General features: G+C 63.4%; 18 protein-coding genes. 4 read left to right on the top strand and 14 right to left on the bottom strand.

Annotated elements, in window-relative coordinates; translation table 11 throughout:
- Nucleotides 1-12: 12 nt before the first annotated feature.
- The gene (locus ACN9MZ_RS13495) at nucleotides 13-1113 is read right to left on the bottom strand and encodes an acyltransferase family protein (protein ID WP_426342602.1); all 1101 of its coding nucleotides are present in this window, start codon (nucleotides 1111-1113) and stop codon (nucleotides 13-15) included.
- Nucleotides 1110-2519 (bottom strand): cellulase family glycosylhydrolase, encoded by a 1410-nt coding sequence (locus ACN9MZ_RS13490; RefSeq protein WP_426342601.1) that lies wholly within the window; start codon nucleotides 2517-2519, stop codon nucleotides 1110-1112. The genes ACN9MZ_RS13495 and ACN9MZ_RS13490 overlap by 4 nt, the downstream gene beginning before the upstream one ends.
- A gap of 234 nt (nucleotides 2520-2753) precedes the next feature.
- Between ACN9MZ_RS13490 and ACN9MZ_RS13485 the strand changes: the two genes are divergently transcribed.
- A complete protein-coding gene (locus ACN9MZ_RS13485) occupies nucleotides 2754-4880 on the top strand; it encodes a beta-galactosidase (RefSeq protein ID WP_426342600.1) in 2127 nt (708 codons plus the stop codon).
- Nucleotide 4881: 1 nt separating this feature from the next.
- Here ACN9MZ_RS13485 and ACN9MZ_RS13480 read toward each other — a convergent pair whose 3' ends face one another.
- The 4 genes from ACN9MZ_RS13480 to ACN9MZ_RS13465 form a co-directional block, all read right to left on the bottom strand.
- Nucleotides 4882-5562, bottom strand: a complete 681-nt coding sequence (locus ACN9MZ_RS13480) for a DsbA family protein (RefSeq protein WP_426342599.1) — start codon at nucleotides 5560-5562, stop codon at nucleotides 4882-4884.
- Between the two features lie 115 nt (nucleotides 5563-5677).
- Nucleotides 5678-6601, bottom strand: coding sequence for an alpha/beta hydrolase (locus tag ACN9MZ_RS13475; protein ID WP_426342598.1), 924 nt, complete (start codon nucleotides 6599-6601; stop codon nucleotides 5678-5680).
- Entirely contained in the window at nucleotides 6598-7344 is a 747-nt protein-coding gene (locus tag ACN9MZ_RS13470; RefSeq protein ID WP_426342597.1) for a GDSL-type esterase/lipase family protein, read from the bottom strand. The genes ACN9MZ_RS13475 and ACN9MZ_RS13470 overlap by 4 nt, the downstream gene beginning before the upstream one ends.
- A gap of 4 nt (nucleotides 7345-7348) precedes the next feature.
- A complete protein-coding gene (locus ACN9MZ_RS13465; RefSeq protein ID WP_426342596.1) occupies nucleotides 7349-8665 on the bottom strand; it encodes a GDSL-type esterase/lipase family protein in 1317 nt (438 codons plus the stop codon).
- 237 nt (nucleotides 8666-8902) lie between these two features.
- On the opposite strand from ACN9MZ_RS13465, the gene ACN9MZ_RS13460 reads away from it, so the two are divergent.
- Nucleotides 8903-11317 carry a hypothetical protein gene (locus ACN9MZ_RS13460; RefSeq protein WP_426342595.1) on the top strand — a complete coding sequence of 805 codons (2415 nt, stop codon included), beginning with the start codon at nucleotides 8903-8905 and terminating at the stop codon, nucleotides 11315-11317.
- 69 nt (nucleotides 11318-11386) lie between these two features.
- Here ACN9MZ_RS13460 and ACN9MZ_RS13455 read toward each other — a convergent pair whose 3' ends face one another.
- Both ACN9MZ_RS13455 and ACN9MZ_RS13450 read right to left on the bottom strand, forming a co-directional pair.
- A complete protein-coding gene (locus ACN9MZ_RS13455; protein ID WP_426342594.1) occupies nucleotides 11387-12139 on the bottom strand; it encodes a substrate-binding periplasmic protein in 753 nt (250 codons plus the stop codon).
- Between the two features lie 79 nt (nucleotides 12140-12218).
- Nucleotides 12219-12548 carry an L-rhamnose mutarotase gene (locus ACN9MZ_RS13450; protein ID WP_426342593.1) on the bottom strand — a complete coding sequence of 110 codons (330 nt, stop codon included), beginning with the start codon at nucleotides 12546-12548 and terminating at the stop codon, nucleotides 12219-12221.
- A gap of 97 nt (nucleotides 12549-12645) precedes the next feature.
- Between ACN9MZ_RS13450 and ACN9MZ_RS13445 the strand changes: the two genes are divergently transcribed.
- On the top strand, nucleotides 12646-13560 hold the full coding sequence (locus ACN9MZ_RS13445; RefSeq protein ID WP_426342592.1) for an FCD domain-containing protein: 915 nt from the start codon (nucleotides 12646-12648) through the stop codon (nucleotides 13558-13560).
- Nucleotides 13561-13570: 10 nt separating this feature from the next.
- Here ACN9MZ_RS13445 and ACN9MZ_RS13440 read toward each other — a convergent pair whose 3' ends face one another.
- The 6 genes from ACN9MZ_RS13440 to ACN9MZ_RS13415 are packed head-to-tail and all read right to left on the bottom strand — an operon-like array spanning nucleotide 13571 to nucleotide 19151.
- Nucleotides 13571-14335 carry an SDR family NAD(P)-dependent oxidoreductase gene (locus ACN9MZ_RS13440; protein WP_426342591.1) on the bottom strand — a complete coding sequence of 255 codons (765 nt, stop codon included), beginning with the start codon at nucleotides 14333-14335 and terminating at the stop codon, nucleotides 13571-13573.
- A complete protein-coding gene (gene fucP, locus ACN9MZ_RS13435) occupies nucleotides 14323-15636 on the bottom strand; it encodes an L-fucose:H+ symporter permease (protein WP_426342590.1) in 1314 nt (437 codons plus the stop codon). The genes ACN9MZ_RS13440 and fucP overlap by 13 nt, the downstream gene beginning before the upstream one ends.
- Before the next feature lie 57 nt (nucleotides 15637-15693).
- Entirely contained in the window at nucleotides 15694-16560 is an 867-nt protein-coding gene (locus ACN9MZ_RS13430; protein WP_426342589.1) for a fumarylacetoacetate hydrolase family protein, read from the bottom strand.
- Nucleotides 16561-16589: 29 nt separating this feature from the next.
- A complete protein-coding gene (locus ACN9MZ_RS13425; RefSeq protein WP_426342588.1) occupies nucleotides 16590-17603 on the bottom strand; it encodes an aldo/keto reductase in 1014 nt (337 codons plus the stop codon).
- Nucleotide 17604: 1 nt separating this feature from the next.
- Nucleotides 17605-18825 (bottom strand): UxaA family hydrolase, encoded by a 1221-nt coding sequence (locus tag ACN9MZ_RS13420; protein WP_426342587.1) that lies wholly within the window; start codon nucleotides 18823-18825, stop codon nucleotides 17605-17607.
- On the bottom strand, nucleotides 18825-19151 hold the full coding sequence (locus ACN9MZ_RS13415; RefSeq protein WP_426342586.1) for a UxaA family hydrolase: 327 nt from the start codon (nucleotides 19149-19151) through the stop codon (nucleotides 18825-18827). Before ACN9MZ_RS13415 ends, ACN9MZ_RS13420 begins: the two co-directional genes overlap by 1 nt.
- A 112-nt stretch (nucleotides 19152-19263) precedes the next feature.
- Between ACN9MZ_RS13415 and ACN9MZ_RS13410 the strand changes: the two genes are divergently transcribed.
- Nucleotides 19264-20274: a zinc-binding alcohol dehydrogenase family protein gene (locus ACN9MZ_RS13410; RefSeq protein WP_426342900.1), complete on the top strand. Its 1011-nt coding sequence runs from the start codon at nucleotides 19264-19266 to the stop codon at nucleotides 20272-20274.
- Nucleotides 20275-20277 lie beyond the last annotated feature (3 nt).

The raw sequence follows: 20277 nt of genomic DNA, 5'->3' as shown, positions 1-20277 counted from the left end.
GGAGACTACAGGTTACAACATCGGCTGAACGCTCGGCTGGCCGCGGCCAGCCGAGCGTTCAAACAGGGTTCGCGACAGCCATGCGCGCAGCGGCCTGTCGTACCAGCGCGAGAGCGCCAACGCCAGCAAAGTCACGCCGCAATACATCGCAACGATGGCCATCGACAGCACGGTTTTGGACGGATGGGTCGACCAGTTCCAGTGCGCGAAAATATAAATAAACGGGTAATGCACAATATAGACGGGATAGGACAACTCGCCCACCAGGCGCATCACCGCGCCCGCGCAGCCCTCCGGTTGGCGCGAACCGGCGCCGGCCGCCAGCACCAGCGGGAAGATCACGATCACGGCCATCGCCTCGTACAGCCAGTTGGCCGCGCCAAAGCCGGGCGCTGCAAACACCAGCAACAGCAGCAGCGACAGCGCGATGAAGGGGCTTGGCAGCGCGATGCGCAAGCGCATGCGGTACACCAGCAGGCCAAGCAGGAAGGGACAAGCCAGGCGCACCGGCGCCACCCAGAAGTGGTCCCAGCCCCAGCCAAAGCCCAGGTTGCCGAATTTTTTCGCGGTCCACAGCAGTGCAGCCGCGCTGGCCACGCAAAGAAAAATGTGCAGGCGGCGGCCCAGGCGCGCCGCGAACAGCCCGAACACGATGTTGGCGATGTACTCCTGGAACAGGGTCCACGAGGGCCCGTTGACCGGGTGCGTTTCGCCGAAATAGTTGGGCAGGGTCGCCGCCGGCAACAGCAGCAGGCCCAATACGAAGGTCAACGCCAGCCGGCCTGGCGACAGGGCCACGCCCACCGTTTGCGCATTGCCGACAAACGGGTCCAGCAGGTAGCCAAGCAGGCCAACCACCATCGCCACCACCACCATCGGATGCAGGCGGACCAGGCGCCGCGCAAAGAACTGTGCCGGCGCCAGGCCGCGGCCATCATAGGCATGGCCCAGCACGAAACCGGACAGCGCGAAGAAGAAATCCACCGCCAGATGCGTATGCCGCATCGGATTCTGCTCCAGGCTTGGCACCAGCATCTCCAGGATGTGGAAGGCGAACACGCTGAAAGCAGCGGTGCCGCGCAGGCCGTCCAGTACGTGGTAATGCGATTTCATTTTGCGGCGTTCACAATGGCGCTGATCACGTCAGGGAAGGCTTGCGCACCGGTGCTGCGGTTGAACAGGCCCATCTGGTGGTTGTCGGTGTAGCCGTTATCCCAGTACATCGGCACGATGCCGCGTGCGTAGGCAGCACGGGTAATGTACTGGTCCCACATCTTGCGATAGGTGCCGGCCGGATCGTATTCGGTACGCAGGATGGCGGCGTACTCGCCCATCAGCACCGGCACGCCCTTGTCGATAAAGCCGGTCTTCATCTTCTGGAACTGGCCATCGGTGTAGGACTCGTTGGCCCAGCCAGACGGATTGGCGGCCTGCCCCCACTTCCACGAAGCGCTGTTGGCGTCCAGCGTGAAATCGTACGGATCGTAGTAATGGATCTCCATCATCATGCGGTTCGCCGTCCAGTCGCTCGGCATGGTGGCATTGCAGCTGATGGCGTTGTTGATGTTGGTGTTGAATGCCTGCACCACCAGGTGGCGGCTGCTGTTATTGCCGCCGGTAGCGCGCACCGCGGAGATGAAGGCCTGGTTGAAGCCTTTCTGCACGTCGCAGTACTCGGTGGTCGGAGGGTTGTAGTTACCATCGACCATGACTTCATTGGTGCCGGCGAACAGCAGGGTGTCGTCGTGGTTCTTGAAATTGTTGGCGATCTGGGTCCAGAACTTGGTCAGGCGGGCGTTCGCCACTCCTTGTTGCGCGTAGGTGGGCTGCATCCAGCCGCCGTCCCAGTGGATATTGATCATGGTCACCAGGCCGGCATTGTGGGCATAGTTGACCACCTCGGTCACGCGCTCCATCCATTGCGGACTGATATTGTCATTGGCATCGGCATACTGCTTCCAGGAGACGGGAATGCGCACGCTCTTGAAGCCGGCAGCCTTGATGCCGTTGAACAGGGCCTGGCTGGCCTTCGGGTTGCCCCACGCCGTCTCGTTGAAGTTGGTGCTGCCCCAGACGTAGGAACCGGTCGCTTCCAGCGTGTTGCCCAGGTTCCAGCCCGGCGCCATCTGCGCCGACATCTGCATGCTGGTCATATTGCGCATGACGCCAACGCGCACCGCGTGCGCCGTACCCGAATTGAAACTGCCGCTGCCTGCGCTGAACTTGACCCAGTACCAATATACGGTGCCCGGACTGGCGCTGCTGTCGGTATAGCTGGTTGCACTCTTGCCCAGCACCGCCAGGCGGCTGCGCCCGTTCGGATCGCTGTCGGTGTCGCGATACACCTGCAGGCCGCTGACGCTGCCGCTGACGGTCCAGCTCAAACGCACGTCGCTGCCGGTGCCGCTGGCGGTCAGGCAGACGGTGGCTCCGCCGCCGCTGCCGCAATTCTGCGCCTGAGCAAACGGCGCCGCACAAAGGGCCAATGACAGAACGGTCTTGATCAACACAGGTTTCATTGTTCTACCTTTCTCTGAAGGTGCCCGCACGGCGTCTCCTCCGTGGGTGGGCGGTTGGGGGTGCTGGCGTCCGGCTTTGTTATAGAACGCATTGTGGAAGGAGCCCCCCTGCGCCGCAATTGCAAAAACCACCAACGCGGAATATGAAATTGCGCAGACTCCATGCAAGCCATTGCCCGCAGGCCCGGTCGCTATGCACAATGGTCACAATCTCTGAAGAGGAAGGAACATCCGATGTTGAAATACACCCTGCTTCCGGCCGTGCTGGCCTGGGCATTCTCCGGCCCCGCCGGGGCAGCCGACCAGGCAAACGGCCCTGCCGTTCCGCCATTCCAGACCATCCTGTACGGCACCGCCTACTACCACGAATACATGCCTTACGAACGCCTGGAAAAGGACGTGCAGATGATGAAGGCTGCGGGCTTCAACGTGGTGCGCCTTGGCGAATCGACCTGGAGCCTGTGGGAGCCGGAAGATGGCCGCTTTGAATACGCATGGATGGATCGCGTGGTCGACGCCATGGGCAAAGCCGGCATCAAGGTCATCATGGGTACGCCGACTTACTCGATTCCCGCCTGGATGGCCAGGCAGAATCCCGAAATCCTGGCCCGCAAGTTCAACGGCGCGCAGAATATGTACGGCATGCGCCAGAACATGAACACCGATTCAGCGGCCTACCGCTTCTACGCGGAACGCCTGATCCGCAAGATCGTCAGCCGCTACAAGGACAATCCGAACGTAATCGGTTGGCAAGTCGACAACGAGACCGGCAGCTACGGCGCAGCGAACGACGATGTCTTCGTGCGCTTCCAGCACCACCTTGAAAAGAAGTTCGGCACGCCGGAGAACCTGAGCAAGGCATGGTTCCTGAACTACTGGGGCCAGGACCTGCATTCCTGGGTGGACCTGCCGCGCCCGGACGGCGCCCAGAGCACAGGCTACAAGCTGGAGTGGTCGCGCTGGGGCCAGATGCGCGTGACCGATTTCCTGCACTGGCAGGCAAGACTCGTGCGCGAGAACGCGTCGCCGCGCCAGTTCGTGACCCACGACTTTGCCGGCGCCATGCACGCCGACGTCAACGAGGAAGCCGTGTCGGCCGCCCTCGACATGCCGGCCGTGAACATCTATCACTGGGGCCAGCGCGAGCACTACAACGGCGCCGACCAGACCTTGCAGGCCGATTTCACCCGTTCGCTCAAGCGCAACAACTTCCTGGTCACGGAGACCAATGCCCAGTCCACCGACTGGAGCTCCTCGTTCCAGTATCCGCCGTATGACGGCCAGTTCCGCGAGGACGTCTACACCCATCTCTCCAACGGCTCCAACATGGTCGAATACTGGCACTGGTCCTCGATCCACGCCAACCAGGAGACCTACTGGAAAGGCGTGCTGTCGCACGACATGGAACCGAACCGCGCCTATGCCGAAATGAGCCACACTGGCCGCGAGCTGCAGAAGATCGGCTCGCGCCTGGTGAACCTGAAGCTGCACAACGACGTCGCCATCCTGTGGAGCCGCGACTCGCTGAACGCGCTGAACGACATGCCGTTCGCCAAGGAATCGCAGTGGGGTGGAGGCGGCGGCAAGGCCGATTACGGCACCCTGGTGCGCCAGATGCACCGTGCGTTGTACGACCTGAACGTCGGCACCGACTTTGTCTTCCCTGAAGTCCAGGACTTCTCGCAATACAAGCTGCTGATCGTCCCGGCCCTCTACGTGGCCGACGATGCGCTGCTGAAGCGCATTTCGGAATACATCCGCAAAGGCGGCCATGTGGTGATGACCTTCAAGAGCGGTTTCACCAACGAGAATACGGCGGTGCGCTGGAGCATGGCGCCCGGCCCGCTACGCGAAGCGCTGGGCTTCCACTACCAGGAGTTTTCCAATCTCGCACAGCCGCTGACGCTGAAAGACGATCCCTACCACGCGGGCGGCGACAACAAGGTGCAGTATTGGGCCGAGTTCCTGCAGCTTGATACGGCCAAGGCCCTGGCCTATTACGACCATCACTTTTTCGGCCGCTGGCCGGCTATCACGCAGAACCAGTACGGTGCCGGCAAAGTGACTTATGAAGGCACCTTCCTGTCCGACAAGCTGCAAAAGGCAGTGCTGAAGGCGGCCGTGCAGGATGCCGGCCTGGCCGGCCCCGACCAGCAGTTGCCGCCGCAGGTTCATACCCGCAAGGGAACCAACGATTTCGGCCGCAGCGTGCGCTACTTCTTCAACTATTCCGGCGCACAGGTCGCCTTCAAGTACCAGTACAAGCCTGGCACCGATTTGCTGACGTCGCGCCAGGTGAAGGCGGACGAGACGCTGTATCTCGGACCGTGGGACCTGGCGATCGTGGAGGAAGCGCGCTGACCTAGCGTGCCGGCACGGGCGGCAGGGCGGCCGACAGGCGCGCAATCTCGGCGAGGAGCGCCGCCCCGTCGCCGTACAGCGCCGCGCCGTTGACGACGTATTCGCCCTCCCCGCTTTGCAGCAGCAACACCGGCACGCCGTTCACCCCGGCTCGGCGCATCAAGTCTTGCGTCGCACCGATGCGCAAGGCTGTTTGCCGCGCAAGGCCGCTGTCGTGCCCAAGGCGTTCGGCAAATTCGACGGCGTCCAGCCCGGCGACCTGGCGCGCGCATTCCCCAGCCACCACCGCCGCATTCGACGTATCAAGGCCGTCGACGTAGCGGGCCGACTGCAAACGGCGCAGGATTCGAGGTTCAAGATGCGGGTCGAGCGCCCGGATCGCGGTCAAGGCGCGGTTCATCACCCCTGAATCGAAGTGCATGCCCGGGCTTTGCAGGATATTGCGCTGGTAGGCGGCGCTGAACGGCTGGCCGGTCATGGCCTCGATACGCCGGTCGTTGCTCCAGGCATGGTGCGCCCATGCCGGCGTCATGGCGCGTGCGCCCGTATCCGAGAACAGGCCGCTGGGCATCAGCTCCAGCGCGTCCGGATACGTTTCGGCGAGGGTGTGCAGCGCGGGCGCGCTGGCATAGCACCAGCCGCACAGCGGATCAAATATGTACTTCAACCTTGCGGATTGCATTTCGGTGCTTCCTCAAAAATGGAACACCGATTCTATTGGCGCAAAGCCGCCGGATATACCGCCTTTCGGTACACAGTCTATTGCACGGGACGAGCGCATAGCCCGCCTGCAAATGCTAGCGGAAAAGCAGCCTGGAAAAGTGGTACAGGTTTTCGGCCCAGCTTTCGCGCACGTGCGCATACTCGTCCACATGCCAGACGTGCCTGACCCCGTGCTGCCGCAAGTAACGGTGCAAACCTTGCGAAGCCCCGATCAGGCCATCCTTCTTGCCGCAGGAAAGATACAGCAGTTGCAGGCGGCGCGCCGCAGCAGCCGGATCGGGCAGCAACTCGGCGCCCGGTCGCGTATTCGGCGCAGAAGAAAAGCCGCCAACCCATGCAAATGCATCCAGGTGGCCGAGGCCGAAGTTCAGTGCCTGGCCACCGCCCATCGACAGGCCGGCAATTGCCCGCTTGCCGCGCTGGGCCAAAGTCGGATAGGCGCCGTCCATGGCAGGAACCAGGGATTCCAGCAAGTCGCGCTCGAACTGCGCAAAGCCGGCGATATGCTCCGGAGTAAACATCTTCTGCGCTGGCGGCACACGGTCGTCTGCCAGCGCACGGCCATTCGGCATCACCACGATCATCGGCACCATGGCACCATCGGCCAGCAGGTTGTCGAGGATGATATTGGCGCGCACGTAGCCGCGCCATTCGTCCTGGTTGCCGCCAATCCCATGCAACAGGTAGAGCACCGGATAGCGCTGCTTCTCGGAAAAGCCGGGCGGCAGGTAGACGCGCGCTGTGCGTTGCGTGCCGGTCACCGCCGACGCATAGCTGAACTCCGCTACGCTGCCGCGTGCAATGTCGCGGCGCTCCTCGTCAAAACCTGCCGGCGGGGCCGGGAAAGCGGCAATATCATCGGCCGCCAGCGCGATGCCGGGCCTGGCGGCCCCGCGCCCTTCCGGACTGTCCGAAGCTTGCGCGGCGTGCAGCGTGCGCACAACCGCCTCGCCGGCCAACGCGCCCGCCGCGGATGCCAGGAAGATCCGGCGCCTCATCGTTGCAGCGCCGGCGCCAGGAGGCGTTCGATATCGGGGCGGATCGCTTCGGCCAGGATGCCGTAACCCTTCTCGGAAAAATGCAACAGGTCCGGCTGCAATTCCCGCGACAAAACGCCGCCTGCGCCGGTGAAACGCGCCCCGTAATCATGGAAGAAGATTGCCTTGCCGTCCCCGAGCGTCCTGATTTTCTGGTTAAGCGCCAGGATGCGCCGGCGCTCGTCCGAATCCGGTGCGCCCTCCGGCAGCACGGCATTGAGCAGGATGCGCGCCGCAGGGTACTGCGTGCGCAGCCTTGCCACGACAGCGAGAATGCCGTTGAATACCTCGTCGGCGCTTTCGTTGCAAAGATTGATGTTGTTCACGCCGATCATCAGCACCACCAGCCTGGGCCTGATCCCTGCGATGGCAGGTTCCTGCAAACGCCACAGCACATTGCCCGTATGGTCGCCGCCTATGCCGAAATTGGCGGCCTTGAGCGCGCCGAAATTGCGCTCCCACAGAGGCTTGGGCCACATCTCCGTCAACGAATCGCCAAGAAACATCACGTCGACACCGCCCTTTTCCGCCCGCACCACCTGGTCGGCATGCATCTGGCGCCAGCGCTCAATCGACATCCAGGGGTATTCGACCGTGCGCGGCGCCGCCGTGGTGGCGCATGCGGCCGCAAAAGCAGCTTGCGAAACGCTGGCGCATAATACAAGCATGCCGGCGAGGCCCGCCATCGTCTTTGATTTCTTCACGTGCTTACTCCGTTAGCAGTTTTTGCAGAATCGGCTCCATGCTGCGCGCCCATATTTCGTATCCCTTCTCCTGTGGATGCAACAGGTCGGGCATCACGCCGCGCGACAGCCTACCGTCGGCGTCCAGGAACGAAGCATTGATGTTGGCAAAGAACACGCGGCGGCCATCGGCAAATCCCGCGATGCGCTCATTCACTTTCTCGTTCAGGCGGCGCAGGAAAGCGCTCGGCTGCTCTTCACGCGGGAATACCGCCAGCAGCAGCACTTTCGCATCCGGCAGGCGCCTGCCCAAATCATCGATGATGGCCTTGATACCGGCGGCAGTTGTCTCAGGGTCGTCATTACGGTCGCCGGTGTTATTGGTGCCGATCATCAGCACCGCGACTTTCGGCGCCAGGCCGTCCACCTCGCCGTGCTGCAGCCTCCACAGCACGTTCTCGGTATGGTCGCCGCCGAAGCCCAGCGCTACCGCATCATATTTTGCATAGTAGCGCTGCCACACCGGCGCACCGGATTTTTCCCAGCCTTCGGTGATCGAGTCGCCAATGAAGACCACTTGCGGCTGCTTGCCGGCCGCTTTCAGCTTGCGGTTCTCCTCAAGCTTCAGCTGGTGGCGCGGCAGCCACGTCGACAGCGCCCATGCATGGGACAGCGGCTCCGGCGTCACCGTCTGTGCCCGGTAATCCGGGCAGGCTGTATTCGGCTTACCGCCCTGCACGAACTTGACATTGGCAAGGGCCACTTGCCCGCTGCCGTTCGCCTCAAGCGCGAACGGGCCAGGCACTTTGCTGAAATCATCGCCGGCCCGCGCAAAGCAGGCCAGCGAAAACGACAAGTGCCGCCAGCCCCTGCCCTGCATGGTGCGGGCGGCCGACACAAAAGGCAGCTTGCGGTAGCACTCCTCGCCGCAGCGCATGATGAAATAGATGCCGCCCTGGTCCAGTTCCAGCACGTCAAGGTCGAATTCCACTGTGCCGCTTGCAACATAGGGCCGCAAGTCCAAGGGCGAAGCGCCGTCGAACCGCAAGCTGGCAAACCACGCATCCTTCCACTGCAAGGTAAGCGCCTGCGGCATGCCAGCCACCGCGCCCGCCCGCGCCCCGACCGAACCACTTGGCACCTGGGAATTGGCCGGCTTTGGAATCGTGACGGCGTCACCTTGCAGTACCTGTTCCGGCCCTTCGAACCCGGCGATCGTGACATGCCACGACGGCAAGATGCCGGGGCCATGGAGCATGAGTTCGCGTTCAGCGGCAAGCGCTTCTCCGGACGCGGCAGCCGCCAGGGCGAGGGTTGCAAACACATGTGCGGGATTTTTCATCAGCCGATTTTGCGGCTGCAGATTGCGCCAGGCAATTACGAAATCCACCAGGCGGGGCAACGAAATTAGGCAGCGTCCGCCGGCGTCGCTGTTGTGCCCGCTGGGGTGAGAAATTTCGCCATTACAGCGTTGCCCCCGATAGCAGGAAATATGACCGCCCTTGGCAATTTTCATAATTGCCATACGGAAATATGACAGGCAAGATGCCGGGTTTCGAGAATCTCGCAGGACAATGAAATGAACAAACCAGGTACTGCCGCACTCGCGGGCATCGTGATGCTGCCGTTCGCCCTCGCAGCTTGCGGCGGGGGCGGGTCGTCAAGCAGCCCGGCCAATATTCCGGCCACGCCTTCCGACGTCGTCACCGTAACGCCATCGAACGGCATTCCGACCACGCCATCTGCCGGCGAAACGGTGCCGCCGGCTGCCGGCGCGACGCCACCACCCGTCGCGGATACGACGACACCACCTGCCGGCGGCACTACCACGCCATCCACGCCATCCACGCCAACGGCGCCGACCACACCGACGGAGCCAACCGCGCCAAAGACCGGCACCTATGGGTGGTCGACGGCGCTGTTCGGCGCCGGCGGCTACATTACCGGCATCGTCTATCACCCTTCTGTCCAGGGACTGGTCTACATCCGCACCGACGTCGGTGGCGTGTATCGGCGCGACCCAGGCAGTTCCACCTGGATCCCACTCAATGACGATTTGAATCGCGACGACAACCAGTTGAACGGCGGCGAATCGATCGCCCTTGATCCGAACAACTCACAAAAACTCTATGTGGCTGCCGGCATGTACCTGCCGTCATGGGGCCGCAATGCCGCCATCCTGCGTTCCAGCGACCGCGGCGCCACATGGTCGCGCACGGAACTGCCGATCCGCCTGGGCGGGAATTCCGACGGCCGCGGCACAGGCGAGCGCCTGCAGGTAGACCCCAACAAGGGCTCGATCCTGTTCCTCGGCACCAACCAGAACGGCCTGTACAAATCGACCGATTCCGGCGTGACCTGGTCGCAAGTCCCCGGATTCCCAACCACTGCCGGCACCACTTTCGTCCTGTTCGACAAGGCCAGCAGCAGCAACGGCCTTGCCACCAGGACGCTGTACGTTGGTGTCGCTGCGACCAGCGGCGAAACGCTGTACCGCTCAACCGACGGCGGTAGCACCTGGGCCCCGGTGCCCGGCGGCCCGGCCGGGCTGATGCCGGCGCAAGGAGCCCTCGATGGCAGCGGCCGCCTTGTGCTGACCTACGCCAATGGCCTGGGCCCGAATGGCATCACTGCGGGTGCAGTCTATAAGTTGACGACGGCAGACAACACCTGGACCAACATCACGCCGGCAGCGCCAAGCGCTTCCTGGCAGTTCGGCTACGGCGGCCTGGCGCTCGACGTCCGCAATCCCAACACCATCGTCGTTTCGACCATCGACCGCTGGTCCACCGGCGATGACCTGTACAAGTCCACCGACGGCGGCGCCACCTGGACCGGGCTGAATTCTGTCAGCACCCATGCAGCGCCCGGCTATTCATGGATGACGGCGTATTACGGCGGCTCGCTGGCGGGCAAGATGGGCCACTGGATCAGCGACATCGACATCGACCCGTTCAACTCCAACAACATCATGTACAACACCGGCTACGGCCTGTGGGAGAGCAACAACCTGGGCAACGCATCCGTGGCATGGGGCTTCAACGTCAGCGGCATCGAGGAGAGCGGCCTGTATTCGCCGCTGGTCTCCCCCAGCACGGGCGCGCACTTGTTTACGGCGCTGGGCGACGTGGCCGGTGCCCGTTACGACACCAGCTTCAACAGCATCAGCGGTTACTACAGCAGCCCGAACAACTCCAATTACAGCGTCGACGTAGCGGAGCTCAACACCAACGTCGTGGCGCGCACTACCGCCAGCAACAATGCGCTGATGCTCTCGTCTGACAATGGCGTCACCTGGCGCCAGGCGGCCGCCGTCGCCGTCGCCGGCTCCGACGCCGGCCGTGTCGCGGTTTCCGCATCCGGCAACGCCCTGTTGTGGGTTCCTGGCGGACTGTCAGCCCTCTATTCGACCGATGGTGGCGCCACCTGGAACGGCTCGACCGGCTATCCGGCAACGGGCGCGGTCTATTCGGGCAGCTTCTTCAACCCGGTCGCCGACAAGGTCGCCAACGGCTACTTCTATACCTACGACTTCTCCAAGGGAACCATCCTGGAAAGCGCCAACAACGGCAAGGACTTCGCCGCCATCTTCCAGGGCCTGGATATCCTGCCGTCGTATTCATTCCAGCACCAGCTGGCCTCCGTCCCGGGCACGGTACGCCGCGACCTGTGGCTGGCGACGCCGAACGGCTTGTGGCACATCAATGGCGCAAACGCCACGCCGGCGAAGATCGCCAACGTGCAGGCGGCTTACGGCGTTGGTTTCGGCAAGGCCGCAGCCGGCAAGACTTATCCGGCCGTCTACATCTCCGCCAAGATCAATAACGTATCCGGCATTTACCAGTCGCTCGACGGCGGCGCCAGCTGGAGCCGGATCAACGACGACAAACACCAGTGGGGCGGAGTCAATTACGTGACGGGCGATATGCGCATCTTCGGCAGGGTCTACATCGGTGCCGCCCGCGGCGGCGTGATCGTCGGCGACCTGCAATAGCAATCGCCCGGGGTTGCGCGGGTTCCTGGTCCGCATCTTCAGGCTCCTGCATCGTGGCCGGGGAATCGCTTATTTGACCAGGTCCTGCAGGTACCTGTCGTAGGTACCGTCCTTCTTCATTCCGGCCAGGCCAGCGTTGAACCTGGCGGCAAGCCTGGCCGAGCCGGCCAGGCGCCGCGGAAAGCGCAAGTGGCCCTCCGTCACGCGCAGCGGCCGCTGCTCAGTCACGAACAGTTCCCTGGTACCCGCCGGGAAAGCCTCAGGATTCGACAGCAGCATCCATCCAGACACCTCTTCCATTGGAAAAGCATCGATCCGCCCGGCCAGCACTTTCTTGAAATTCAATTCATCGTGCGACGCCACTTCGACAGTGATTTTTCCTGACCGCGCCATCTTCCAGAACTCTTTGGTATAGGTGTAGCCAAGCGTGGCGCCGAATTTCTGGCCACGCAGGTCGGCCAGCGTTTGCCATTTGGGAAGCGGCCGCTCCCTCAGGTGGAAGAACAGTTCGCGATGGCTGGAGATCGGGTCGCTGGCCAGGAAGTCGGCTTCAGGCCCGGTAAACCAGAACGAACTGGCGGCGTAGCGCCCCAGCCTGGTTTCGGCATCGACGCGCTTCCAGGGCAGGTAGACGAAATTGACCTGGACCCCTTCGCGCGCGAACGCTTCGGCGACGACGCGGTTGACGAAGCCCCCGTGCTTCTCTTTTTCAGAGGACCAGGGCGGAAACTCACCGGTGGCAATGGTGATCGCTTCCGCCCGGCCCCATCCGGACGAGAAAAGGCAACCGGCGAGAAAAATGCTCAGCGCCGCCAGGCGCATATCCCCTCCCTTTCGGTGTTCCTGCCAATGCCCTGATTATAGGCAGTTGGCGAAAGCCGGGGCAATCTCGTACTTTTGCCTAGTCCATATGGAATACGGGACGCATCATCGCCCAATGTTCGCCGTCGGCGCGGCTGGCAAGCGGCGCCTGGCAAGGGCCGCAGAAGGTCCACCAGCGCTGGGTTTCGGGGTCGACCGCAATGCTGCGCATGTCCGCTTCATAGTCGGTGCCGTGGTACTCCCAGTAGCCAAACAGCAGGTTCTCCGGCTCGCGCAGGAAGATCGTGTAATTGCGCACGTTCGCCGCAGACAGCTTCGCCAGCACGGCCGGCCACACTGCGGCATGCAAAGCCTTGTATTCATCGATCTTTTCGGCTTTGATCCCGATCACCATGCCCATGCGTTCCATTGTCCATCCCCATGCATTTTGAAAAAGCCAGTGTATCGTATATATTAAATACCCTCAAGGAGCGGGTAGAATACCCTCCTTTCCATCGTCCGTTGCCATGGCTAAACTTCCAATCACAACCCGGCGCAGCATCAACCTTCTCCTCGACCACGTTGCCAAAAACCTGAAGGTCGGCGCAGCCTTGCCCACGGAAATGCGCATGACCGAAATCGTCGAGAGCAGCCGCACCGTGGTGCGCAGCGCCCTGGCCTATTTCGTGGAGCATGGGCTGATCGCCGGCATGAAGGAACGGCACCTGCTGCGCAAGCCGAAAGCCGCTGACTACTTCGACGTGGCCGAACTGCACAGCGCCACTGAACAACTGCAGCAAATCCTGATGGAACGCATTTACGAGCGCGACCTGCCGCCCGGTGCGGAATTCACCGAAGTTGAGTTGTCGCGTGCCGCCGGCGTCAGCACGATCGCTGTGCGCGAATTCCTGATTGGCTTTTCGCGCAATGGCCTGATCGAAAAGACCCCGCGCGGCAGCTGGCGCCTGTGCGCATTCGATACCAAGTATGCCGAGGAATTGGGCGAAGTGCGCGAAATGTTCGAACTGAAGGCGATCGAACGCATTGCCGCCCTGCCGCCAGGCGATCCGGCATTCGACCGCCTGAAAGAGCTGCTGGCCCGCCACGAGGCGCTGGGCAAGGAGCCGGCCGAGAGCCACGCCGAGTTCCCGGCCCTCGACCGGGAATTCCATACCTTCCTGATCAGCCTCCTCGACAACCGCTTTGCGGAAGGCCTGAATGAGGCGGTATCGATGGTGTACCACTACCATTACCAGTGGGACAAGCGCGACGAGCTGCCGCGCAACCAGTATGCACTGCAGGAGCACCTGGCCATCCTGCGCCCGCTGGCAAAAGGCGACGTCGCGGCGGCGCTGGCGGCCATGCGCACCCACCTGCACTCGTCCCGCTCCACCATGCTCAGCGCCCTGCGCTATCGCGAGAACCTGGCGCAGCAGGACTGAGCGTGCCGATTCAGGCGTTCAGCTTGATGAAGCCGCCGTCGATAGGATAGTCGCTACCGGTGATGAAGGAAGCTTCCTCGCTGCACAGGTACAGGGCCAGGGCCGCCACTTCTTCCGGCCGTGCCATGCGCCCGATCGGCTGCGTCTTCGACAGCCGTTCGAACATTTCCGCTTCGTTGCCCGGATAATTCTTCGCCAGGAATCCGTCGACGAAGGGCGTATGTACGCGCCCCGGCGAAATCGAATTGCAACGGATGCCGTCCTGCAGGTAGTCCTTGGCAACCGACAGCGTCATCGCCATCAGCGCACCTTTGGCTGCCGAATAGGCGAAACGTTCAGGCACCGCCACCCATGCGGCTACCGACGCCATGTTGAGGATCACGCCGCCGCCATTCTCCTTCAGCAGCGGAATGGCCGCGTGCAGGCAGTTGTAGGCCCCCTTCACGTTGACGCTCATGACCCGGTCGAAGTCCTCCTCTGCGGTGTCGCCGGCTTTGCCTACGTGGGCAATGCCGGCATTATTGACCAGGATGCCGAACGGGCCGATTGCACCCAGGCAGGCATGCACGTCGGCCTGGCGCGTCACATCGCAGGCATGCCCCGTGGCCCGGCCGCCCCCTTCCCTGATTTCGCGCGCCACCTGCGCGCCCGCAGCCTCGCTGATATCGAGCAGGTGCACGTCCGCGCCGCGCTGAGCGAACAGCATGGCAATGGCCTTCCCGATCCCGCTACCGCCTCCGGTGACGACAGCCTTCTTGCCGGTCAATTCAAACATGCTTCTGCACTCCCTGTGGATGTAGTGGCGGCCGCCGCTCGCGCGTCCTTCAGTTCGGCGCGCGCAAACCAGGCGATCTCCAGGAAGCACAGCAACGGTGCAGCATAGCCGTATTGGAGGTTTTGCGTGGCGTCGCTGATAAAGCCGAACAGCAGCGGCAGCACGGCGCCGCCGACGATTGCCATGATAATCAGGCTGCTGCCCATTTCGGTGTCGGCTGCTGCGTTACGGATGCCGAGCGAAAAAATGGTCGGGAACATGATGGACATGAAGAACGCAATGCCGATCACGGCCCCCAGGCTGGCCAGCCCGCCTGCGAACATAGCCACGGCCGAGAGGGCCGTGCTGGCCAGCGCATAGGCCAGCAGTAGGCGCGCCGGCGCAAAGAACTGCATCAGCCAAGTGCCGGCAAAGCGCCCCGCCACGAAGGCGGCGCCGCAGCCCCAGCCCAGGTAATCCGCTGCGCGGATCTGGGAAATGCCAGCCGACTTGACCGCATACAGGATGAAGAAGCTGAACACGCAGACCTGGGCGCCAACATAAAAGAACTGCGCTACCACGGCGCGCCGTATCGATGGCCGTTGCAAGGCGCGCAGGATGGCGCCCTCGCTGGGAGCCGCCTGCGCGCGCGCGCCAGCCCCGGCCGATGGCAGCTTCATGAAATAGAACACCAGCGCAATCGCCATGATGACCAGCGCGATGCAAATGTACGGTACCTTGACGCTGGCAGCTTCCGCCGCCAGCGCCGCCTGGCGTGCGCTGTCGGACATGGCTTGCAGCTGCTCCTCGCTGCTGCCGCTGTTCAGGATGACACGGGCGCCGGCAACCGGCGCCAGCGTGGCCGCCAGTCCATTGAACGATTGCGCCAGGTTAAGGCGCTGCGTGGCCTTTTCGGCTGGCCCCAGCAGCGTGATGTAAGGATTGGCGGCCGTTTCCAGCACCGTCAGCCCGCAGGCGATAATGAACAAGGCCCCGAGGAAAAATGCATAGCGCTGCGTTTGCGCAGCCGGCACGAACAGCAGAGCGCCAAACGCGAACAGGGCCAGGCCGCACAGCATGGCGTTCTTGTAGCCAGCCTTGCGGATCAGCAGGCCGGCCGGCAGCGCCATCACGAAATAGGCGATGAACACCGCCGAATCGACCAGCGCCGACTGCAGCACTGTCAGGCTGAACGCCTTCCTCAGGTGGGGAATCAGGATCGGGTCGAGATTATGGACGAAGCCCCACATGAAAAACAGCGTGGTGATCATCGCAAAGGCAAACCTGTAGGATTGCCCGCCAGCTTGTTCGGTCGGTGCCATGGTGTCTCCATGTGCGGCGCTTTGTGCGCCTTGGTGTTTTATCGGTCCAGCAACCGTTCAACCGTCGATCAAGGCAGGATCCCAGACATGCACGGTCTGCTCCTGCTGGCCCAGGCCTTCAATGCCCAGCGCCATGCGGTCGCCCGGTTTCAGGTAAACCGGCTCCGGCTTCTGTCCCAGGCCGACGCCGGGCGGCGTGCCGGTACTGATCACGTCGCCCGGGTTGAGCGTCATGAAGCGGCTGATGTAACTGACCAGGTGCGCCACGGTGAACACCATGGTGCGCGTGTTGCCCGCCTGGTAGCGCTTGCCGTTCACATCCAGCCACATATCGAGGTTCTGCGGATCGGGCACTTCATCGGTGGTGACCAGCCAGGGACCGACCGGGCCGAAAGTATCGCAACCCTTGCCCTTGTCCCATTGTCCGCCGCGCTCGAGCTGGTATTCGCGCTCGGACAGGTCGTTCACCACGCAATAGCCCGCCACGTGATCGAGTGCGTTGTCGATCTCGACGTAGCGCGCACGGGTGCCGATCACCACGCCCAGCTCCACTTCCCAGTCGCTTTTGACCGAGTCGCGCGGCAGCACGACGGGATCGTTGCAGCCAATGATCGCGCTGGTCGCCTTGGCAAACAGCACCGGCTCGGATGGCACCGCCATTCCGGATTCCGCCGCATGGTCCGAGTAGTTCAGGCCCACGCAAATCAGCTTGCCGATGTCGGCCACGATGGGCGCGAAGCGTACCGGTTGCTCGACGCGAGGCAATTGCGCCGGGTCGGCCGAAGCCAGGCGGTCCAGCCAGGCCCTGCCGAGATGGGCCGAAGTCAGGTCCGGCAGCATGCCGGACAAGTCGCGTACTACGCCCTGCACATCAAGCAGGCCGGGTTTTTCCTGGCCCTTGGGGCCGAAACGTAACAGCTTCATTCCATTCCTTCACACGTCAATCAAAATTGTCAGGTGCCGCGCGGCGTCGGTGCGCGGCCGTCGATCAGGCTGGCGTGCGCCAGTGCGTCCCATAAGGCGGCAGGCAGCGGCTGCGCGAACCATTGCGCGTTCTGGCGCAGTTGGGCCGGGCTTTGCGCGCCCGGGATGCAGGCCACGACAGCCGGATGCGCCATCGGGAATTGCAAGGCAGCGGCCTGGATCGGCGCTCCCGCCGCGGCGCAGGCGGCAGCAATTGCCTCGACCCGCGTCACGACCTGCGGCGGCGCATCCTCGTAATTGAATTTCCTGTTCCCCGCCAGGATGCCGGAGTTGAACGGCCCGCCGATCACGATGCCGATGCCGCGCTCCACGCAGCGGTCCAGCAGCGGCGCCATGGCGGCCTGTTCGAGCAAGGTGTAGCGGCCCGCCAGCAGCGCGCAATCGATGTCGCAGGCCAGCATCGCCTGCACCACCACTTCCCATTCGTTCACGCCAAGGCCGATGGCGCCGACGCTGCCTTCTGCACGCAGCTGGGCCAGGGCGCGGAAGCCGCCGCCATGCGTCAACTGGTCCCAATAGTGGGCGTGCCGCTCGCCATGCGTGGCACGGCCGATATCGTGCACGTACAGGATGTCGATCCGGTCCATGCCTAGGCGCTGCAGGCTGTCCTCGTGCGAGCGCATGACGCCATCGTAGGAATAGTCGAAATGGGGTCGGAACGGCAACGGTTCGGCCCAGCCGTTTTCGCCAGGCCGGACGTTCGCGTCTGGCAGCAGCAGCCGGCCGACCTTGGTGCTGAGCACGTAGCTGTCGCGCGGCCGCTCGCGCAACGCGGCGCCCAGCCGGCGCTCGGACAGCGTGTAGCCGTAATACGGCGCGGTATCGAAATAGCGGATGCCCAGGTCCCAGGCGGCATCGACGATGGCGCGCGCCTCGGCTTCGTCCATCGCCTGGTACAAGCCGCCCAACTGGGCGCAACCCAGGCCCAGGCTGGTCAGGGAAAGGCCGCCGCGCGGCAGGATGCGCTTGTCACAAGCCTGCATCTCATGCTGCTTTCAACGGGAAGCATCCGGGGCCGGAAGGCTCGAACTGCTTGTAGGTGAGGATGAATTCCTGGTGCCCCAGCGATTCCGAGCAACTCTGCTCGCCATTGGCTACCTGGGCCACCAGTTGCACGATCTCGGTACCAACCTGCTCCAGCGATGCTTCGCCGCTCAGGATGCGGCCGGCGTTGACGTCCATGTCTTCGGACAGGCGCTGGTAAGTATCGGGATTGGCGCACACCTTGATCACCGGTGCGATCGCCGAGCCGACCACCGAACCGCGGCCGGTGGTGAACAGCGTCAAATGGGCGCCGCACGCAATCAGTTCGACGATTTCCGCATTGTCGGAAATGTTCGGGAAGCCGAAACGCACCTCGCCATCGGGTACCACGTCCAGCAGGTAGAGGCCGCCGCCATCGGGCTGGTCTCCGGGTTTGAGGATGCCGCTGATCGGCGACGCGCCGCTCTTGGCATAGGCGCCAAGCGACTTCTCTTCTTGCGTGGTCAGGCCGCCATCGGCATTGCCGGGAGCAAAACTGCCATGCCCCAATACGGTGTAATAGCGCGCTGCCTTGTTCACGCAGGCCACGATGGCGTCGCCCAGTTCCGGCGTGGCGGCACGCCGCTTCATATGGAACTCGCACCCTACCAGTTCCCCGGTTTCTTCGAAGATGCAGGCGGCACCGCCGGCTACCAACTGGTCGAATGCGACGCCGACGGCGGGATTGGCGGTGATGCCGCTGGTGCTGTCCGAGCCGCCGCAAATGGTGGCCACCACCAGTTCGTCAAGTCCCATCGGCACGCGTTGCTGGGCATCGAGCGACTGGCGTGCCCAGCGCACCCACTCGATGCCGTCGGCCACGCTGGTGCGGGTGCCGCCGTTCTGCTGGATGGTAATGGTGTGGACCGGACGTCCGCTGGCGGCAACCGCTTCTTCCAGGCCGCGCCGGTTGAAGCTCTCGCAGCCCAGCGAGACGATCAGCGCAGCGCCGACGTTGGGGTGGGTCGCCAGGCGCTTCATCATGCGGTCGGCGTAATCGTTCGGATAGCAGCCGGGAAAGCCGATCAGGTGTACTTCCTGCCCGGGGAATGCGTTGACGACCAGGCGCGCCACGTGGTGCGCGCATTCGACGGTGTAGGCAACGGCGACGACGTTGCGGATGCCCTTGCGGCCGTCGGCGCGCAGGTATCCGGACATTGCTGGCAGTGAAGCGTGCGGCATCAGTGGGTGCTCCCGATGAAGGAATGGGCGTCCGACGCCAGGGTGGGAATGTAATCGCTGACCAGGTTATGGGTGTGCAGCATGGCGCCGCGCGCCACATCGGCCGATACGGTGCCAATGATGGCGCCGTAGCGCAGCACCTTCTCGCCGGCCTTGAGCGCGCGGCGCGCCACCTTGTAGCCCAGCGGGATCGCTTCCGGCAGGGTGACCGGCGCGCCATCGATCTCGAGCGCCTCGCCAGCTGCCAGCGGCAACCGGGCAATCAGGCAGTTGTCTTCGGGGGCCATTAACAGCAGGCGTGGCGCCGCAGGCGTCGGGTCAGGCATGGATATTTCCTTACGGACAGGGGCACTCAATTTAACGCACCGATGGCTCGATTGTATGGCATATATGCCGTACAATGCAAGCACGTCCCAACTTCGATACGGAAAAAACATGATGAAAACCGTCGTATGCCAGTCGCCGGGCGACCTGCAGCTGGTAGAACGTCCATTGCCCCGGGCGGCCGAAGGCGAGGTGCTGCTGCGCGTGCGCCGCATCGGCTTGTGCGGCACCGACATGCATATCTTCCGCGGCACCCAACCCTTCCTCCAGTATCCGCGGGTCATGGGGCACGAACTGTCGGGCGAAGTGGTCAGCGCCCCTGCAGGCAGCGAGCTGGCTCCCGGTGACCAGGTCTACGTGATGCCTTATCTGTCCTGTGGCGCCTGCGTCGCCTGCCGCCAGGGCAAGAGCAATTGCTGCACCAATATCCAGGTGCTGGGCGTGCACCGCGACGGCGGCATGGCCGAGTACCTCGCGCTGCCTGAGCGCTTCGTCTTCAAGACCGACGGCATCTCCCTTGACGATGCAGCCATGCTGGAATTCCTGGCGATCGGCGCCCACGCCGTGCGCCGCGGCAACGTACGCCCAGGCCATACCGTGCTGGTGGCCGGCGCCGGCCCGATCGGCATCGCCGCCGCCCTGTTCGCCCAGCTCCAGGGCGGCAAAGTGACGATACTGGATGCGCGCGAAGACCGCCTGGCATTCTGCCGCAAGGCGCTCGGCGTGCCGCACACCGTCGCCGTCGGCGCGGAAGACAAGGCCCGGCTGTCGGAACTGACCAGGGGCGAATTCTTCGACGTCGTGTTCGACGCCACCGGGAATGCGAAGGCGATGGAACGCGGGCTGGAATTCGTCGCCCATGGCGGCACCTATGTGCTGGTGTCGATCGTGCTGGACCGCATTTCCTTTGCCGATCCCGAATTCCACAAGCGCGAAACCAGCCTGCTGGGTAGCCGCAACGCCACCGCCGACGACTTCCGCACGGTGCTGGCGGCAATGAAGGCCGGCCAGGTCCCGACCGGCTTGATGAACACGCACCGCACCACGCTGGCCGATTTCGTCGAAGTTCTGCCGCAATGGATGGATCCCGCCGCAGGCGTGATCAAGGCCATCGTCGAGGTATAAGCC

Origin of the sequence: Pseudoduganella sp. S-14 (assembly GCF_049913285.1) — a bacterium.
Classification (GTDB): Bacteria; Pseudomonadota; Gammaproteobacteria; order Burkholderiales; family Burkholderiaceae_D; genus Rugamonas.
The sequence above is the reverse complement of the archived record's forward strand: the minus strand, read 5'-3'. Positions and strand labels throughout refer to the sequence as shown.

What these genes read in the sequence shown, in the direction of transcription:
- ACN9MZ_RS13495 (WP_426342602.1), bottom strand. Translation starts at nt 1,113, where the DNA reads ATGAAATCGCATTACCACGTACTGGACGGCCTGCGCGGCACCGCTGCT.
- ACN9MZ_RS13490 (WP_426342601.1), bottom strand. Translation starts at nt 2,519, where the DNA reads ATGAAACCTGTGTTGATCAAGACCGTTCTGTCATTGGCCCTTTGTGCG.
- ACN9MZ_RS13485 (WP_426342600.1), top strand. Translation starts at nt 2,754, where the DNA reads ATGTTGAAATACACCCTGCTTCCGGCCGTGCTGGCCTGGGCATTCTCC.
- ACN9MZ_RS13480 (WP_426342599.1), bottom strand. Translation starts at nt 5,562, where the DNA reads ATGCAATCCGCAAGGTTGAAGTACATATTTGATCCGCTGTGCGGCTGG.
- ACN9MZ_RS13475 (WP_426342598.1), bottom strand. Translation starts at nt 6,601, where the DNA reads ATGAGGCGCCGGATCTTCCTGGCATCCGCGGCGGGCGCGTTGGCCGGC.
- ACN9MZ_RS13465 (WP_426342596.1), bottom strand. Translation starts at nt 8,665, where the DNA reads ATGAAAAATCCCGCACATGTGTTTGCAACCCTCGCCCTGGCGGCTGCC.
- ACN9MZ_RS13460 (WP_426342595.1), top strand. Translation starts at nt 8,903, where the DNA reads ATGAACAAACCAGGTACTGCCGCACTCGCGGGCATCGTGATGCTGCCG.
- ACN9MZ_RS13455 (WP_426342594.1), bottom strand. Translation starts at nt 12,139, where the DNA reads ATGCGCCTGGCGGCGCTGAGCATTTTTCTCGCCGGTTGCCTTTTCTCG.
- ACN9MZ_RS13450 (WP_426342593.1), bottom strand. Translation starts at nt 12,548, where the DNA reads ATGGAACGCATGGGCATGGTGATCGGGATCAAAGCCGAAAAGATCGAT.
- ACN9MZ_RS13445 (WP_426342592.1), top strand. Translation starts at nt 12,646, where the DNA reads ATGGCTAAACTTCCAATCACAACCCGGCGCAGCATCAACCTTCTCCTC.
- ACN9MZ_RS13440 (WP_426342591.1), bottom strand. Translation starts at nt 14,335, where the DNA reads ATGTTTGAATTGACCGGCAAGAAGGCTGTCGTCACCGGAGGCGGTAGC.
- fucP (WP_426342590.1), bottom strand. Translation starts at nt 15,636, where the DNA reads ATGGCACCGACCGAACAAGCTGGCGGGCAATCCTACAGGTTTGCCTTT.
- ACN9MZ_RS13430 (WP_426342589.1), bottom strand. Translation starts at nt 16,560, where the DNA reads ATGAAGCTGTTACGTTTCGGCCCCAAGGGCCAGGAAAAACCCGGCCTG.
- ACN9MZ_RS13425 (WP_426342588.1), bottom strand. Translation starts at nt 17,603, where the DNA reads ATGCAGGCTTGTGACAAGCGCATCCTGCCGCGCGGCGGCCTTTCCCTG.
- ACN9MZ_RS13420 (WP_426342587.1), bottom strand. Translation starts at nt 18,825, where the DNA reads ATGCCGCACGCTTCACTGCCAGCAATGTCCGGATACCTGCGCGCCGAC.
- ACN9MZ_RS13415 (WP_426342586.1), bottom strand. Translation starts at nt 19,151, where the DNA reads ATGCCTGACCCGACGCCTGCGGCGCCACGCCTGCTGTTAATGGCCCCC.
- ACN9MZ_RS13410 (WP_426342900.1), top strand. Translation starts at nt 19,264, where the DNA reads ATGAAAACCGTCGTATGCCAGTCGCCGGGCGACCTGCAGCTGGTAGAA.